The organism is Xenorhabdus bovienii SS-2004, assembly GCF_000027225.1.
In the GTDB taxonomy this organism is placed as follows: Bacteria; Pseudomonadota; Gammaproteobacteria; order Enterobacterales; family Enterobacteriaceae; genus Xenorhabdus; species Xenorhabdus bovienii_C.
This window is the reverse complement of the sequence record NC_013892.1, coordinates 3,433,247-3,450,079: the sequence shown is the minus strand read 5'-3', so window position 1 is coordinate 3,450,079 and position 16,833 is coordinate 3,433,247. Positions and strand designations below refer to the sequence as shown.

Sequence of the window (16,833 nt, the reverse complement as noted above, 5' to 3'; positions counted from 1 at the left end):
AAAATGAATAAAAAACCAAATTTAACAAAATTAGAACCATTTGCATTTAGTGATATTTTAAATTAGTAATTAGCTTGTTAATTATCTTAATTAGGTAAATATTTTAGTTTTATTTCAACTAAAGCCATAAATTCAATAATAAAAACCATAACTTAGGCTTATGTCGATATAATAAAATATTTTTTTATTTCAGAGTGGTAACATTGAATAATAAAGCAACGCAAACTAAGATCCTAAATTACTGATCGTTGCTCGATATAACTCAGGGGAATAGTCCAAATTTAAAAAATTATTAGTAAAATATACTACTCATTCCACGTACTTTTTTATAAAAACTCATATTTAATATGAAGTTAACGCAGATCCTTAGTTTTATTGCCTGAAATTTGACTTAAGACTTATTCTGTAGAATGATATTGCCAGTTTGGTTTATTTTGACCTGTTATTAATTCTGTCAAAAAACTAAATAATCATACGCCTAAGTGTCAGAAATTCATTTCTGTGCTTCGGCTTCCTTTTGGCTATGAGTATCTATATCTTTAAATTAAAGGGCATAAATTAAATTATGAAACTTAATAAATTGGCGATGGTTCTGGGTTTTGGTGTAGCTTTGACGGCTGGTGCAGCAAGCGCAGCTAACCAAGGTAGCGGCACAGTTAAATTCAGCGGTTCTATTATTGATGCACCTTGCTCAATCAAAAACACCAATATTGACGTTGATCTGGGCGCAGTTTCTAACAGTATCCTGGAAAAAGGTGGCCGTTCAGCATCTAAAGCGTTCAAAATTGAATTACAAAACTGTACTACTGAAACAAAAAACGGTGTGAAAACAACCTTTACTGGCGCAGAAGCTGATGAGAAAGGTTTGTTAGGCATTGAAGGGACGGCTTCCGGAGCTGCAATTGCCATCACCAATGCTGGCGGTAAAATTATTCCTCTGGGTACAGAATCAGATAAATTTTCTCTGCACGAAGGTAGCAATGATCTGAATTTCGCCGCTCATCTGAAACGCCTTACTACAGTACAGGGAGCAGATGGTAAAAATCAGAATGAAATCAAACCAGGTGAATTCACTGCCATCGCAAACTTTACTTTAAACTACCTGTAATATTATTCATTAGTTAACGGGTAATTTTTAGTCATTGAATATCAGGAAACTAACCGCCATTGTTATTATAGGTTTCCTGATAATTGATAGTTTATTCAGGGTATTTCTCGGATATAACACGTTAGCAGAAGATTACTACAATATGATGTAGCAGGATCTGTTTTATTGATTTAAGTCAATATTATTGAAAATTAAGTCATCAACGTGTGCTATTAACGGAATTATCTGTGATAGATGTAAATTGAAATACCCTTTTTTATTTAACCAATGGCATTCTCTCTAATTGGCTGTACTCGGAAAACCAAGCTATTAGCCATTTTGATGTAATTTTAATGGCATACCTGTAGTGACATTTTTCCTCTACTTCCCGCTGTACGGTAAAATCCGTAAAGCACAAAGAAGAGAAAGCGTGAGATATGACGGATAAGCAGGACATATGGCTACCTCTGTGACACCAGTACCAGTCGAGATCTTCAATTTAAATCGATGGAATTTAATAATGCCATGTATCAGGTGAGAAGCCCTATATTCTCACTCGTTTGGCAACATCAGGCAGCGGCTAAATTCAAATTGGATTATTAACGATTCATCGTTCAGAGGGTGCTATGGCTTTGTTTTCAAATTCCATGAATCATCATTTTTCAGCTATTAATATAAAAAACAACATTAATAAAGAGAACGTCGCTAATAAAAAAACAGTAGATAATAAAGCGAAAGTAGTTAATAGAATAAAACCAGTCCACTTAAAAAATAGAATTAAACCTCTTTCGGCATTGGTTTTGTTTGCACTGGCGGGTATGCAGACCGCATATTCTAATCCATCAATTGAATTCAATATCGACGCGCTGGATGTCGGTGAACGTGCCAATATCGATTTGGATAAATTTTCCCGAGCAGGCTATATCATGCCCGGTAACTATATTATGGGTGTCCGGATGAATAAAAATGAATTTCCGGACATGTATTCGATTGATTTTACCTCGCAACCCGATGATCCCAAAAACAGCGAAGCCTGCATATCCCCTGAACTGGTGAAGCAAATAGCATTGAAACAGGAGTGGGCAGGAAAGTTAGGTTGGCAGAATGATGGGAAATGTCTTGATCTCAGTAGCTTGCCAGGTATGTCAGCCAGAGGAGAGCTGGCAACTTATACTCTGTATTTAATTGTTCCACAGATCTATTTGGAATATGACCTACCGGATTGGGACCCGCCTTCCCGCTGGGATAATGGTGTGCCTGGGGTGCTGTTTGACTATAACGTCAATGCGCAGACGTCTAAACCTACTCATGGCAGCAGCAATCAACAGGTGAGTGCCAACGGAACGGCGGGTATGAATGCGGGAGCATGGCGTTTTCGGGCTGATTGGCAGGCTAATTATAACCACTCGAAAACCAAGGATAATAAGCAGGGCGCTTCTGGAGAAAGAGAGCGTGATTGGAATTGGAGCCGTTACTACATGTACCGCGCCATACCTCACCTTCAGGCTCAATTGACTTTTGGGGAAGATTACCTGAATTCCAATATTTTCGACAGTTTCCGTTATACGGGGTTGAGTCTGGTCACTGATGACAATATGTTGCCGCCAAACTTGCGTGGATACGCCCCCGAAGTTTCCGGAGTCGCGAGAACCAATGCTAAGGTGACAGTGCGTCAGCAGGGGCGAGTGTTGTATGAAACTCAGGTCGCTCCCGGCCCGTTCCGCATTCAGGATCTCAGTGATGCAGTAACGGGTAATCTGGATGTCAGAGTAGAAGAACAGGATGGTGGCATACAGGAATTTCAGGTTAATACGGCTACGGTTCCTTATCTGACTCGCCCCGGACGCGTGCAGTATAAATTGGTCGGTGGGCAATCGACCAATGACAAACATCGTCGGGAAGGACCCGCATTTGGATTGGGTGAATTTTCCTGGGGAATTAATAACGGTTGGTCATTGTATGGTGGATTGCTGGGAGCAGGGGATTACAACGCCTTGTCTCTGGGGATCGGCCGTGACTTGATGATGTTTGGTGCGCTGTCTTTTGACATCACGGAATCAAGGGCAAGAATACCGAAAGAGAATAAAACCTTTACGGGTGGTTCATATCGCCTCAGTTATTCGAAACGTTTCGAGCAATACAATAGTCAGGTGACATTCGCGGGCTATCGTTTCTCCGAGCGTAATTTTATGAGTATGGCGCAATACATCGACCGCCGTTACCGCGATGTTAACTCTGACAATGGAAAAGAACTTTATACCCTGATTTTCAGTAAGCAATTTAAGGATCTTGGTCTTAATGCCCATATTAACTATAGCCATCAAACCTACTGGAACAGGCCAACAAATGATCGCTATAACATATCACTGTCCAAATATTTGGATATTGGGCGTTATAAAAATATCAATGTGAACTTATCCGCCTATCGCAACAATTTTGACAATAAAAAAGATGATGGCGTGTATCTGAATCTGTCTATTCCGTGGGGAGATAGCGGAACACTTAGCTATAACGGTTTGGCCAATCGTCAGGGTAATTCGCATATGGCTAGTTATTTCAACCGCATTGATGAACGAAATAACTATCGTATCTCTGCGGGTAGCAGCATCGGTGGTAAGGCTGCCGCAGATGGTTATTACACCCATTATGGTGACAAAACGTTGCTGTCTGCCAGTGCCAGTTATCAGGATGGCGGGCATACCTCCGCAGCACTTGGTCTTCGAGGTGGAGTGACCGTGACAGCAAATGGCGCAGCATTGCATCGTATCAATCTTCCTGGTGCAACTCGCCTGATGGTGGATACGGAAGGGGTTAGTGATGTACCGGTCAGGGGGTTTGGCTCTGTCGTTCATACAAACTACTTTGGTAAGGCAGTGCTAGTGGATGTCAATCACTATTACCGCAATTCTGCAAATATCGATTTAGACCATTTGCCGGATAACGTAGAAGCCCTGCGTTCTGTACAACAGGCAACCCTGACGGAAGGCGCGATTGGTTATCGGAAGTTCCAGGTAATGTCAGGAATGAAGGCGATGACTGTTATCCGTTTGCCTGATGGTTCATTTCCACCTTTTGGCGCTTCTGTCATGAACACAGCTCAACGCGAAATTGGGATTGTCAGTGATGATGGGTATGCCTATCTGAGTGGAATGAATGCAGGTGAGAAATTGCAGGTGCATTGGAATGGCGGGGCTCAGTGTGAAATCACCGTACCGCAGGAAATATCCGAAGCCTCTTTGACTTCATTCTTGCTACCTTGTCAGTTTTTAAAAGGTGAACATCAGTAAATTGCAATAAGACAAGTCAGAAAATTGAATTGAAGTGACGTATTATGTTGCTGATTTAACATGGAAAGTACTGTTGTTAGCAGAGCAATCTAAAAACGAATCTCTTTGAGAATGGGCAAGCAATAATGAAAATGAAAAAAATTCTAATGGTAACCGCTCTAACGTTGACAAGCCTGATGCCCGCTTATCAGGCAATGGCTGCGATGGCGCTGGATCGTACCCGGGTAATTTTTAATGGGGATGTCAAGTCTGTTAGCTTGAATATCGAAAACCAGCATGTCGATTTACCTTATCTGGCACAGGCATGGATTGAAGATGATAAGGGGAATAAGATTAACGGTCCGCTCGTGGTTGTTCCTCCTGTACAGCGTGTTGAAGCCGGAGCGAAGAGCCAAGTCAAAATTCAGACATTACCGACAATAGCCGAATTGCCTCAAGACAGAGAAAGCCTGTTCTATTTCAATTTGCGTGAAATTCCACCACGCAGCAATAAACCTAATGTGCTGCAAATTGCGTTACAAACCCGGGTTAAATTGTTCTATCGCCCGGAAGCCGTCGTCGCTCGCCGTATCGACCTTGATAACCCATGGCAGGAGAAGCTCACTTTAACCCGTCAGGGAAATCAATATCTGGTAAATAACCCGACATCTTATTACGTCACCATTTCGGAAGCCTCTAATAAGGTTAATGGTAAGAATATCGATGGTTTTCAACCTTTGATGCTGGCACCCAGAAGTAGTGAAAAACTCGGGGCAGACCTCAGTGCGCTGGGCAATAAGCCAGTACTGACCTATGTCAATGATTATGGCGGACGTCCACAGCTGACATTCAGCTGTAATGGTGATACCTGCACGGTTGCGAAAACCACAGTTGAAGAAAACTGATCGAACCTTGTGGATAACGTCCCATCAGTTGTCATGCTGATGGGAAATCTAAAGTCTCATTAACCGGATAGCAATGGCTTTCTTTGGGTAAATGTTGGGGTAAAGAGTAATGAGTCCGTTAAATATGAAGCTATCCAAATATGTACTGTCAGCCCTGTTTATTTTCGGCATTGGTGGCCAGAAAAGTGCCTATGCACAAGATAGTCTGCGCCAGGATGTCAAAATTACGCTGACTGTACTCGCTGCTCCCTGTGTGATTAAGACAGAAGATAAAGCGATGGAGGTATATTTGGGTCGCATTCTTAACCGTGACCTTTATCAGAACTATCGCACTCCAGGCCAGAATTTCGAACTGCATCTGGAGGAGTGTGATCCTCGGGTCGCACAAAGCCTCAAGATCAAGTTTATGGGGCCAGAGAGTCGTACACTGCCCGGATTGCTGGCATTCGGTGCTGGCAGCGGTGCTTCCGGTGCTGCTATTGGTATGGAGAGCATAGATGGTAAACCACTTCCTTTTAACAAAGTCAGTAAATTTCCGCTTTCTCGTACCAGTAGCAGCAATGTGATTCCGTTCCGAGCGTATGTACAAGCTGAACCCGGCGCCCTCCAGCACAATAGGATTGGTGCTGGTGCATTCAATGCAATTGCGACCTTTGAAGTCAGTTATGAGTAATTATGCTGACTTATTTTTCGCTCACAATTTTTAGCCAGAGTCTGATGCTATTTAGGGGAATAAATTATGCGCCATATTAAGAAATCACTGATGAAGTTTGTAGCATTGTTGTTTTTCTTAAGTACCTCATATGCCTATGGTGGTGCTTATGTTATGGCGGTTGATACTCAACCATTCGGTAATCAGGCCATCACAACCATGGAAATTATTGCCTGGACAGAGGAGGAAGGGGCGCCAAACCCTTGTTATGGTAGTAATAAATGTTATGTCGGGCCTGATGTTTTGTATATGAATGGCAATAAGCCAGGTATGTATGGTTCCTGCATGGATGCCGGTGCGTGTTTGGATGATGCCAATCGCTATCGTACCGCTGCAGAAGTCATGCGGGCGTATAAAAGGAAACTGGGTATTCCTTTTAGAGCAACATTTACCATCACGAATCGGAATGCTGATTGTGTAGGATTGTTCTACTCCTATGGAACACACCCTTTTCATGGTACAGCGGAAAAATTCCCTAACTCCACTTGCGGTAAATTACCCCCGCAAAATCAGAGTTGCTCTATTTCTGTGCCTTCTGAAATTGCTTATGGCGCATTAAAAGCATCAGACGTTAATAATGCGACACGTTCGATCACGGGGCAGGTGAAATGTGCTCTTAAAGGAGATTTCCGATTAGAAGGTTTCTCAATCGGTAGAGAAGCAAAAATTTATTTGGATTCTAACAGACAGATGTATTCCACATTGCAGATTAATGGGCGGGAAGCAATGGATGGTGTGTCTTTTAAAGCGAAAGGAAGAGATCAACCGGAAAATTTCACGCTGACATCCATATTGCGCACGCTCACACCACCAAAAGCCGGTAAATATGAAGGCATCGCAGTCGTTTTATTAAGTTATAACTAATTGAGAGTAAAGATATCATGCGGGTCAGTATGCTGGTAGGAAAACGAATCCAAATAAAAAGGAAAGAAATTGGGATGACAGTAGCAGAGCTGGCGGACAGAATTAGCGTTAGCCAACAGCAATTGTCGCGTTATGAACGAGGAACCAATAAAATCAGTCTGGAACATTTGGTTGATGTTTCCATTGCTTTGAAAACGCCCGCTGATTGGTTTTTGGAAGATTGCTTCAATAAAACCCAAGTCTCTGTTAAGAATCAATATGCTTTTGTGGCGGAAACAATTTTGGACTTATATTGATATCAGATAGAAAAAAAATGAATAAATCGATAAGTCAAAGCCATTCCTGTTAGGAATGGCTTTTTTTTTGCCAGAAATACCCATCAGATAATAAGTGACTTAAATAAGGTATTTGGTTAACAATTAGTACCAAACTGTTAACCCGTCAATTATCCTACTTTTTGCAATCCGTTTATTCTCATTTCATCCGAAAGAATCAATGTAATAGATTGATTACAATGTAGAAAATAACCCCTTCTTTTTATGTGTCATATCCCCCTTACTCCATCATCAGAGTTCTCCTGTTTTTCTACGTCGGTGAATACTCATTTAAATTGTCTCATATCGAAAGTCATATAAATTAAAACAATTAATTATGTTGGAATAATTAACTTAAAAAATATAAAAACTAGGATTAATCATCTTCAGTTAACAGTTTGGTACTAATTGTAGACAATTTTCGTTTCCCTCTTTCCTGCCAGATAGCCCCGAAACGACCCGCATTACTTGCGGTATAACGTACAGTATGGCGAATATTCCGATGTCCTAAATAGTCCTGAATCAAGCGGGTGTCCACGCCATTGTCCGCCAGCGCGTAGCCGCAGGAATGTCGTAGCATGTGCGGATTCGCGCAAACCGCTAAATTGGCCTGTAAACTCGTTTGTCGGATGATTTTATAAAATTGCTGACGGGACATCGGTACCCCTGTACGTGACAAAAATAACCAGTCATTCTGCTCACTGTTTTTGTACTTCTGACGTTGGGCAAGCCACTGGCGTATCAGTTGAACCTCCCGCATCACCATCGGATGAATTGTGGAAAAACCATTTTTCAGGCGCTGTACACGTAGCTTTTTCCCCTCCAAATCCGCATCAGAAAGCTTTAACCCAAGCAATTCAGAAACTCGGAATCCATGAATAAAGCCCATAAATATCATGCATATATTTCGTTCAGCATGAGGGTGTTTTCCCAACTCTTTGAGGAGTATTTCAATCTCCGAGTGGGTTAAATAATTACGTTTTTGCATGATGTTTGACACAGTATTTGATTCCTTATGATTATCAAAGATACCTAATATGATTCTTGCTGATTATTCACAGACTGCAACATCAGGGTTTAGTAATAAATGATGTGATGATAAAAATACACAGTCATTTATCTGTAAAAATAGGGGGTTATGCAGGAAAAATAGAAAATAAGACCATCTGAATTCAGTGTTTATGCCGAATTCAGATGAAATGATGAATGGGGGAAGAAGGTCAGCGTTGAGAAACGTCGCTTTTATTGTCCCGATCCTCATCAGGGGATTTAGTATTGGCGGTCAAGAGATAAGGTGACTGCTGCCAGCGGCTGGGGGTGAGTCGTAGTAAGTTATGTGCCAGAACAAACCCAATCGCCAATGCCAACAGGATCATGATCCTGAGTACATTCGTCGTATTATCCACCTGCTTGGCTTCTGTTTCCAGCCTGTGGCTATCCAGTGTCAGGCGGAGAAAACCTTTTGGTTCATTTTTGCCTGGTATGGGGACAACGAGTTGCTGATTGAAATAGCTGCCGGATTTTTTGCCATCTAACGATAACCGGTCACGAACAGAAATAGGTTCACCGCTCCGCGCGATCTGGGTGCCATTTTCCAGATAAACACTGGCATCCAAAATGCGACTTTTGCTGGTCAGATAGTCCAGACTGGCTACAATCTTCTTATTATTAAGATCTTTGCTGTCATTCTCCATATAATCAGACAAGCTGTATGCTACCTGTTTTGCCAGAGTTTTCGCCAGATCTTCAAACTGATTTACCTGAGCCTGTTGCTGAGAACGACTAAAATAGGAGACGCCCTGCAGCAGTAATACCAGCAGTGCTATACATATTAAGATAATCGCCGTCTTGTGCAGTCGAAATTTCAGTTTTGCTTTGATCATCGTTATTCCATCCATGCTTTGGAACACATCATGTTGCCAGATGCTGTATTGATAGGATAGTTTGAAAAGCATTTTTTGCCTGCCAAAATTACACGGAATTACAGGAGTCGATGTTTATGTCTAATAATCTGGCCTACCGTTATCTACCTGATGAGATCCATAAATGGCCGGGATTACCGTTATCCCTCAGTGGCGACGAAGTGATGCCGCTGGACTATCGCGCAGGGGATAGTGGCTGGTTACTGTACGGCCGCGGTTTGGATAAACAGCGTATTAGCGATTTTCAGCACCGTCTGGGAGTTGCCATTGTCGTGGTTTCTTCATGGCGTATTGATGATTATCAAGTTGTCCGCATTGCCGGCAGCCCTTCCCCACGTATTAAACGGTTGGCAGATGAGTGCAGCCTTGATGTCGTTCCTCTGGGACAGATCCCACGCCTGCGTTCACCGGGTTTGTTAGTGATGGATATGGATTCGACTGCCATTCAGATTGAGTGTATTGATGAAATTGCCCGTTTGGCGGGCGTCGGCGATAAGGTGGCTGCTATCACGGAGCGCGCGATGCAGGGAGAGCTGGACTTCTCCGAAAGCCTGCGTGAACGGGTTGCTCAACTGGCAGGTGCAGATGCATCAATATTGCAGCAGGTGATGGAAACCCTTCCCCTTATGCCAGGACTGACGAGTCTTGTCCGCAAGTTACAGTCGCTGGATTGGCATGTGGCGATTGCATCGGGAGGTTTTACCTTCTTTGCGGATAACCTTCGTCAGCAGCTACGCCTGTTTGCTGCGGTTGCCAATCAGCTTGAGGTCAAAAATGGCAAATTGACGGGCAAGGTCAAAGGGCCGGTTGTCGATGCAAAATACAAGGCAACCACGTTGGTACGGCTGGCAAAAGAGCTGGGTATCCCACTGAGTCAAACTGTGGCCATTGGGGATGGTGCTAACGACTTGAAAATGATCCGCAAGGCGGGGCTGGGGATTGCCTATCATGCAAAACCTAAAGTGTATACACAGGCCAAAGTAGGTATTCGCCATGCTGATTTGATGGGTGTTCTGTGTGTTTTGAGCGGTGGTTTAAAACACGAAGAGCGTTAATGTGAGTTTTCTGGCCGCCAAAAGCAGCCATATAAGGGAGTACATAGTGGCAAAAGCAGTAAAAAGGGCATTTGTCTGTAATGAATGTGGCGCGGATTATCCCCGCTGGCAGGGGCAATGTACCGCATGTCACGCATGGAATACCATTACGGAAGTGCGTTTGGCCGCCGCTTCATCTTCCCGCAGTGAGCGTTTCAGTGGCTACGCGGGAGAAGTCAGTATCAGCAAAGTGCAGAAACTCGCTGAAATCAGTCTGGAAGAATTGCCGCGATTTTCGACTGGGTTTAAAGAATTTGACCGTGTGCTGGGTGGTGGCGTTGTCCCCGGCAGCGCAATTTTGATTGGCGGTAATCCTGGTGCGGGGAAAAGTACTCTGCTATTACAGATCATGTGTCAGTTATCTGAACAGATGAAAACTCTGTATGTGACAGGGGAAGAATCATTGCAGCAGGTGGCAATGAGGGCACATAGGTTGGGATTGCCGACGGATAAATTGAATATGCTGTCAGAAACGAGCATTGAGCAGATTTGTCTGATTGCCGAGCAGGAACAGCCTAAACTGATGGTGATCGACTCTATTCAAGTCATGCACATGGCGGATATTCAATCTTCACCGGGCAGTGTCGCGCAGGTCAGAGAAACTGCGGCTTATTTGACGAGGTTCGCGAAAACACGTGGTGTGGCCATTATCATGGTTGGGCATGTGACAAAAGATGGCTCCCTGGCGGGGCCAAAAGTGTTGGAGCACTGCATAGATTGCTCGGTAATGCTGGATGGTGAGGCGGATTCCCGTTTTCGCACTCTGCGCAGTCATAAAAACCGTTTTGGTGCAGTAAATGAGCTGGGCGTGTTTGCCATGACTGAACAGGGATTGCGGGAAGTGAGTAACCCTTCGGCGATTTTCTTGAGCCGAGGAGATGAGGTTACGTCGGGAAGTTCCGTGATGATCGTATGGGAAGGCACCCGTCCTTTGCTAGTGGAGGTTCAGGCGCTGGTTGATCACTCCATGATGCCTAATCCGCGTCGCGTCGCTGTAGGGCTTGAACAAAATCGTCTGGCGATTCTACTGGCTGTTTTACATCGGCATGGTGGTTTGCAAATGGCTGACCAAGACGTCTTTGTTAACGTCGTTGGCGGGGTGAAAGTGACAGAGACCAGTGCTGATCTTGCATTATTGCTTTCTTTGGTTTCCAGTTTCCGTGATCGTCCTTTACCTCGTGATCTTGTGGTATTTGGTGAAGTCGGTCTGGCAGGGGAAATTCGCCCCGTCCCCAGCGGTCAGGAACGCATTTCAGAAGCAGCTAAACATGGTTTTAAACGCGCTATTGTGCCTCACGCCAACATGCCGAAAAAAACATTGCCAGAAATGAAAGTCTTTGGCGTCAAAAAATTGGCTGATGCACTATCTGTGCTGGATGAGTTGGATTGACTGATTAAGCACCTGTCTGATTGCCTGCTATCATCACGTTGACTGTGGCAGGTAGTCAGACACCTTTTCAATAACTGCCCCATTTTTTCCTAATAGTTTGGTTTTTAGGAAATTCAATTTTCACCTCCGACTCAAATAAATATGCGAATTTTCGAGTGATATTTTTATTCATTTATTTCAAATAAAAAATCAGCTAGTGGTACGTTATACTACTCAAATTTTCCTATTCTTACCGAATTAAATTATTTATCTATAATAAATACCCTATGAAATTACAGTGAGATTTAATTAAAAAGATAACAGCATAAATTTCATTGTGGTTCGGCAAGATTTTACATATTGCATTCAATAATTAATTTTTTAATTAACCTTTTGCTTAAACTAATAACTTAATGTTTTTTTGTTTTATTTTATGAATATTTTAAATTATTTAATTTTAAATACTTTTAATGGTTAAAATAACAAGATTTTATCCCAAAATACCAATAAACAACCAGTTTTGTTTTTACCTTTCACAACAAGCGTGTTATTTTGTTTAGTATACTAAACGCAGGGGGTTTTATGGGACAATTTGACTACTTAAAAGAAGCGATTAAACAGGCGAATTACACATTGCAGCAAGTGGCTGATGCCTGTGGAATGACAAAAGGCTATTTGAGTCAGCTCATTAACGGCAAAATAAAGAGCCCGAGTGCGCAGAAACTGGCATCTATTCATCAATATTTAGAATTAGCGTATCCCATGGAAAAGAAAACAGTCGGTGTAGTGTTTGGTAAATTTTACCCGTTGCATACTGGGCATATTTATTTGATCCAGCGGGCATCCAGTCAGGTCGATGAATTGCACGTCGTTCTCTGTTATGACGAATTGCGGGATCGTGAATTGTTCATTAATAGTTCTATGTCTCAGCAACCCACAGTCAGTGACCGCCTGAGATGGCTTTTACAAACGTTCAAATATCAAAAAAATATCCACATTCACGCTTTTGATGAACATGGCATGGAGCCTTATCCGAATGGTTGGGGAGTATGGAGCCAGGGAGTTAAAGGGTTTATGGCAGAAAAGAGCATCAATCCTGAATATATCTATTCCAGTGAAGCGCAGGATGTGGCACGTTATAAAGAATATTTCGGTATTGAAACTATCCTTATTGATCCACAACGTTCATTCATGAATATCAGCGGCAGCCAGATACGACAGGCACCTTTCCGCTATTGGGAATATATTCCAACAGAAGTGAAACCATTTTTTGTGCGCACCGTCGCAATTCTGGGTGGTGAGTCGAGTGGTAAATCCACACTGGTGAACAAGTTAGCCAATATGTTTAACACAACCAGCGTATGGGAATATGGGCGAGAATACGTGTTCTCACACTTGGGAGGGGATGAAATGGCTCTGCAATACTCAGATTACGATAAAATCGCCTTGGGTCATGCACAATATATTGATTTTTCAGTAAAATATGCTAATAAAGTTGCTTTTATTGACACTGATTTCGTGACGACTCAGGCATTTTGCAAGCGTTATGAAGGAAAAGAGCACCCCTTTGTACAGGCGATGATTGATGAGTATCGATTTGATCTGGTCATTCTGTTAGAAAATAACACCCCGTGGGTGGCTGATGGGCTGAGAAGTTTAGGTAGTGAACGGGAACGTAAAGAGTTTCAGCAGTTACTTGAGAGTTTGCTGAAGAAAAATAACATCGATTATGTTTGTATCGACTCAGCGGACTATGATCAGCGTTTTCTGCGTTGTGTTGAGTTAGTTCAACAAATGTTAATGGCGTAACTAACTTTTATATATAAAAATAGATTTAACTTATATTATTATCATGATTAACTTATGGCTATTTATTTCCCACAGTGATTCTTAGTGTCTTGTTTTTTATTCTTAACTAACTTTAATTGAATGTTTCTTGTGGTTATTTTTACAATAGCAATAAAATAAATTGTGATAATAATATTTTTTGATACTTGAATTCTATCGTTTTGACTTGAATTGTAGAGAAATAAGTCATTTAATGAACAGGCCTATTGATTTATTTATATAAAATTTATTAGTTATTAATAAACCCACAAATGTATTAGGTGTTTTACCAAAGATGGAGGTGATGCAAAGAAAATATTGAACTACTAAAGCAATCATGATGATTTTATTCCTTATTATCTAAATGGAATAAAAATAGAAAACTTATGCTATTTTTATTTAACTTGTATTTGCCTTAGTCGTAATTAATTAATATTGTTAGATTTTTATTCTAAGATTAAGAAATATCTTATTTATTATATGCTCATTGTAAATAATAATTGACATAATATGAGTCTATCCTTATCAGGATGTTTCACATATAAACTATTTTTATTTGTACAATGTCTAATAGACATTAGTAGTATTACAAATTAATTTAGGCAGCATATGTTAAGGAAAAAGCTTTAATCTTTTAACCTAATTGTGTTGAGAATATGAACTTAAATCAATTTAAATCGATTGATGTTATCAATATTTCATATGGTTTGACTAGCAATTCAGTTAATCATGAAATGATTTCAGATATCACATTTTCTATTATACCAGGTGAAATTACTTTGATAACAGGCCCGAAAGCATCGACCAATAGCACATTGCTATCGATTGCATCGGGTATGTTACAACCAGATCAAGGAGATGTATTAATCAATAATAACAAATTGAAACTAATGAATGATATCGAATTAGGAAAGTTTCATTCTGAAAATAGCGGGTTTATTTTTCATGACTTTAATTTATCCAATAAACTAACGCTCTTAGATAACTTGTTATTATCAACTTCTTATGGATTAACACTTTCTAGTGAGCAAGCGACAAAAATCGCGCAGAAATCATTGGATATCGTCAAATTGGGTCATAAGAGCCGTTATTACCCTGGAGAGTTATCTGAAAATGAAAAACAGCTGGCTGCGATGGCAAGAGCAATAGTCAGAAGACCTGAATATCTATTTGCCGATGATCCGACACGTAACTTGGGTCATCAGGAGCTTCAGATGTTCGTTGATATCTTTAAATTTATTGCACACGAACAAAAAGGCACGGTTGTGATTGCTTCTCAAGATAACCGCCTGGTTCAATACGCTGATAGTATGATTACGTTAGAAAGGGGGAAGGTCGTTAAGACTTATGAATCCTTTCAAGAAAAAAGAGTGATGGTGTAGTTGTTATATCCCAATAAATTTCAAGTTGCAGCCAACAAGACAGCAATTTGAAAGAGAAAGGGAATAAGTCAACTCGGAAAAACGGCCTGATATCAGGCCGTTTCCGCGATCAGGTTTATTTACTGATTTTCTTATATTTAATGCGGTGTGGCTCCAGTGCTTCAGCCCCCATTGTCCGCTTTTTATAATCTTCGTATTCGCTGAAGTTCCCTTCAAAGAAAGCAACTTTACCTTCATCTTGATAATCAATGATGTGTGTCGCGATACGGTCAAGGAACCAACGGTCATGGGAAATGACCATCGTACAGCCAGGGAATTCCAGCAGGGCGTTTTCCAGTGCCCGCAGAGTTTCGATATCCAGATCATTGGTGGGTTCGTCAAGCAGCAGCATATTGCCGCCAACTTGCAGCAGTTTAGCCAAATGCAGACGGCCACGTTCACCACCAGACAATTCGCCGACACGTTTGCCTTGATCTACGCCTTTGAAGTTAAAGCGTCCAACATAGGCACGGCTTGGTATTTCAAAGTTGCCGATGCGCATGATGTCCTGACCACCGGAAACTTCTTCCCAGACGGTTTTTTTATCATCCATACTATCGCGGAACTGCTCAACGGAAGCCAGCGTAACAGTTTCGCCCAGTGTGATTGAACCCGAATCAGGTTGCTCTTGACCGGACAACATACGGAACAAAGTTGATTTACCCGCACCGTTCGGGCCGATAATTCCAACAATCGCCCCTTTTGGCAGAGCGAAACTCAGGTTGTCGATCAAAACCCGATCGCCATAAGATTTAGTCAGGTTGGTCACTTCCAGCACTTTATCACCCAGACGCGGACCTGGCGGGATAAACAATTCACTGGTTTCATTACGTTTTTGGTAATCAACGTTATTGAGCTCTTCAAAGCGAGCCAGACGCGCTTTACCTTTTGCCTGACGTCCTTTCGGATTTTGGCGTATCCATTCAAGTTCTTTTTCAATGGATTTGCGTCGAGCAGCTTCTGAGGAGGCTTCTTGTGCCAGACGTGCGTCTTTTTGTTCCAGCCATGAAGAATAGTTGCCTTCCCATGGAATGCCTTCACCACGGTCAAGTTCCAAAATCCAGCCAGCAACGTTATCGAGGAAGTAACGGTCGTGGGTAATCGCAACGACAGTGCCTTCATAATCGTGCAGAAAGCGCTCCAGCCATGCGACAGATTCGGCATCAAGGTGGTTGGTAGGTTCGTCGAGCAGCAGCATGTCTGGTTTTTCCAGCAGCAAGCGGCAAATCGCAACTCGGCGACGTTCACCCCCTGAAAGGTGCTCAATCTTGGCATCCCATGCTGGCAGACGCAGGGCATTGGCCGCTCGCTCTAGTTGGTTATCCAGATTATGCCCATCATGGGATTGGATAATCGCTTCCAGTTGACCTTGCTCTTTTGCCAGCTTGTCAAAATCTGCATCAGGATCGGCGTAAGCGGCATAGACTTCATCAAGACGCGTCAGCGCATTTTTGACTTCGCCGACCGCTTCTTCTACAGCTTCGCGAACGGTATGTTCAAGGTTGAGCTTTGGCTCCTGCGGCAGATAACCAATTTTAATGCCGGGCTGTGGACGAGCTTCCCCTTCAATATCGTTATCGATACCTGCCATGATGCGCAGTAAGGTCGATTTACCCGCACCATTGAGGCCGAGAACACCAATTTTTGCTCCAGGGAAAAAACTCAGAGAAATATTTTTCAGAATATGCCTTTTGGGGGGAACAATTTTACCAACCCGATGCATACTATAAACATATTGAGCCAATGTAATTTACCTTTTGATTATTAAGGGAATTTTTAAATTCGTTTGCGTTTATGGGGCATGGATGGGGCATTTTACCCTAAATTTTACATATCGTGTTGCTACCTGATTAGCACGAGTTCAAGCATCCAATTACCGCAAACGGTAAAAACTATCTGTGCGGAACGTGTGTTTATAAGTGGGATCCCCGTTCCTGTCTGACGATTGTATTCACTGTGGGACGGAATACAAATGAGATTAGGTGTGTTCTTCTAAACGATTCTTTCATAAAAATCTTATCCTTATGAATTCACTGTTGTAATCAATCATGT

The 16,833-nt window shown here is 42.1% G+C and carries 13 protein-coding genes; 10 read left to right on the top strand and 3 right to left on the bottom strand.

All coding sequences use genetic code 11. The features are described from left to right. The first annotated feature begins 565 nt into the window (after positions 1 to 565). The 6 genes from XBJ1_RS15135 to XBJ1_RS15110 all read left to right on the top strand — a co-directional run bounded on the left by XBJ1_RS15135 (position 566) and on the right by XBJ1_RS15110 (position 7,130). Positions 566 to 1,108, top strand: coding sequence for a fimbrial protein (locus XBJ1_RS15135; protein ID WP_012989877.1), 543 nt, complete (start codon positions 566 to 568; stop codon positions 1,106 to 1,108). Between the two features lie 605 nt (positions 1,109 to 1,713). Continuing rightward, positions 1,714 to 4,374: an outer membrane usher protein gene (locus XBJ1_RS15130; RefSeq protein ID WP_230578794.1), complete on the top strand. Its 2,661-nt coding sequence runs from the start codon at positions 1,714 to 1,716 to the stop codon at positions 4,372 to 4,374. Between the two features lie 125 nt (positions 4,375 to 4,499). Beyond that, on the top strand, positions 4,500 to 5,258 hold the full coding sequence (locus XBJ1_RS15125) for a fimbria/pilus periplasmic chaperone (protein WP_038199259.1): 759 nt from the start codon (positions 4,500 to 4,502) through the stop codon (positions 5,256 to 5,258). A gap of 124 nt (positions 5,259 to 5,382) precedes the next feature. After that, on the top strand, positions 5,383 to 5,931 hold the full coding sequence (locus tag XBJ1_RS15120) for a fimbrial protein (RefSeq protein ID WP_232503286.1): 549 nt from the start codon (positions 5,383 to 5,385) through the stop codon (positions 5,929 to 5,931). 66 nt (positions 5,932 to 5,997) lie between these two features. Next, complete coding sequence (locus tag XBJ1_RS15115; protein WP_012989873.1) at positions 5,998 to 6,834, top strand: hypothetical protein; 837 nt, start codon at positions 5,998 to 6,000, stop codon at positions 6,832 to 6,834. A 17-nt stretch (positions 6,835 to 6,851) separates the two neighbouring features. Further along, positions 6,852 to 7,130 carry a helix-turn-helix domain-containing protein gene (locus tag XBJ1_RS15110; RefSeq protein WP_012989872.1) on the top strand — a complete coding sequence of 93 codons (279 nt, stop codon included), beginning with the start codon at positions 6,852 to 6,854 and terminating at the stop codon, positions 7,128 to 7,130. Positions 7,131 to 7,524: 394 nt separating this feature from the next. Here the strand turns inward: XBJ1_RS15110 and XBJ1_RS15105 are convergent, their stop codons facing one another. Further along, positions 7,525 to 8,136 carry a tyrosine-type DNA invertase gene (locus tag XBJ1_RS15105; RefSeq protein WP_041573278.1) on the bottom strand — a complete coding sequence of 204 codons (612 nt, stop codon included), beginning with the start codon at positions 8,134 to 8,136 and terminating at the stop codon, positions 7,525 to 7,527. A gap of 232 nt (positions 8,137 to 8,368) precedes the next feature. After that, the gene (locus XBJ1_RS15100) at positions 8,369 to 9,031 is read right to left on the bottom strand and encodes a YtjB family periplasmic protein (protein WP_012989869.1); all 663 of its coding nucleotides are present in this window, start codon (positions 9,029 to 9,031) and stop codon (positions 8,369 to 8,371) included. A 116-nt stretch (positions 9,032 to 9,147) separates the two neighbouring features. Here XBJ1_RS15100 and serB point away from each other — a divergent pair, with 116 nt between their 5' ends. The 4 genes from serB to XBJ1_RS15080 all read left to right on the top strand — a co-directional run bounded on the left by serB (position 9,148) and on the right by XBJ1_RS15080 (position 14,742). After that, the gene (gene serB / locus XBJ1_RS15095; RefSeq protein ID WP_012989868.1) at positions 9,148 to 10,125 is read left to right on the top strand and encodes a phosphoserine phosphatase; all 978 of its coding nucleotides are present in this window, start codon (positions 9,148 to 9,150) and stop codon (positions 10,123 to 10,125) included. Between the two features lie 46 nt (positions 10,126 to 10,171). Beyond that, the gene (radA, locus tag XBJ1_RS15090) at positions 10,172 to 11,554 is read left to right on the top strand and encodes a DNA repair protein RadA (RefSeq protein ID WP_012989867.1); all 1,383 of its coding nucleotides are present in this window, start codon (positions 10,172 to 10,174) and stop codon (positions 11,552 to 11,554) included. 561 nt (positions 11,555 to 12,115) lie between these two features. Next, positions 12,116 to 13,342 (top strand): multifunctional transcriptional regulator/nicotinamide-nucleotide adenylyltransferase/ribosylnicotinamide kinase NadR, encoded by a 1,227-nt coding sequence (gene nadR, locus XBJ1_RS15085; protein ID WP_012989866.1) that lies wholly within the window; start codon positions 12,116 to 12,118, stop codon positions 13,340 to 13,342. Between the two features lie 674 nt (positions 13,343 to 14,016). Further along, positions 14,017 to 14,742 (top strand): ATP-binding cassette domain-containing protein, encoded by a 726-nt coding sequence (locus XBJ1_RS15080; RefSeq protein ID WP_012989865.1) that lies wholly within the window; start codon positions 14,017 to 14,019, stop codon positions 14,740 to 14,742. Between the two features lie 115 nt (positions 14,743 to 14,857). Here the strand turns inward: XBJ1_RS15080 and ettA are convergent, their stop codons facing one another. Further along, the gene (ettA, locus tag XBJ1_RS15075) at positions 14,858 to 16,525 is read right to left on the bottom strand and encodes an energy-dependent translational throttle protein EttA (RefSeq protein ID WP_012989864.1); all 1,668 of its coding nucleotides are present in this window, start codon (positions 16,523 to 16,525) and stop codon (positions 14,858 to 14,860) included. Between the last annotated feature and the right edge of the window lie 308 nt (positions 16,526 to 16,833).

Bases quoted from the DNA above. Each gene is read 5' to 3' on its own strand.
- XBJ1_RS15135 (WP_012989877.1), top strand. From the start codon at position 566: ATGAAACTTAATAAATTGGCGATGGTTCTGGGTTTTGGTGTAGCTTTG.
- XBJ1_RS15130 (WP_230578794.1), top strand. From the start codon at position 1,714: ATGGCTTTGTTTTCAAATTCCATGAATCATCATTTTTCAGCTATTAAT.
- XBJ1_RS15125 (WP_038199259.1), top strand. From the start codon at position 4,500: ATGAAAATGAAAAAAATTCTAATGGTAACCGCTCTAACGTTGACAAGC.
- XBJ1_RS15120 (WP_232503286.1), top strand. From the start codon at position 5,383: ATGAAGCTATCCAAATATGTACTGTCAGCCCTGTTTATTTTCGGCATT.
- XBJ1_RS15115 (WP_012989873.1), top strand. From the start codon at position 5,998: ATGCGCCATATTAAGAAATCACTGATGAAGTTTGTAGCATTGTTGTTT.
- XBJ1_RS15110 (WP_012989872.1), top strand. From the start codon at position 6,852: ATGCGGGTCAGTATGCTGGTAGGAAAACGAATCCAAATAAAAAGGAAA.
- XBJ1_RS15105 (WP_041573278.1), bottom strand. From the start codon at position 8,136: ATGCAAAAACGTAATTATTTAACCCACTCGGAGATTGAAATACTCCTC.
- XBJ1_RS15100 (WP_012989869.1), bottom strand. From the start codon at position 9,031: ATGATCAAAGCAAAACTGAAATTTCGACTGCACAAGACGGCGATTATC.
- serB (WP_012989868.1), top strand. From the start codon at position 9,148: ATGTCTAATAATCTGGCCTACCGTTATCTACCTGATGAGATCCATAAA.
- nadR (WP_012989866.1), top strand. From the start codon at position 12,116: ATGGGACAATTTGACTACTTAAAAGAAGCGATTAAACAGGCGAATTAC.
- XBJ1_RS15080 (WP_012989865.1), top strand. From the start codon at position 14,017: ATGAACTTAAATCAATTTAAATCGATTGATGTTATCAATATTTCATAT.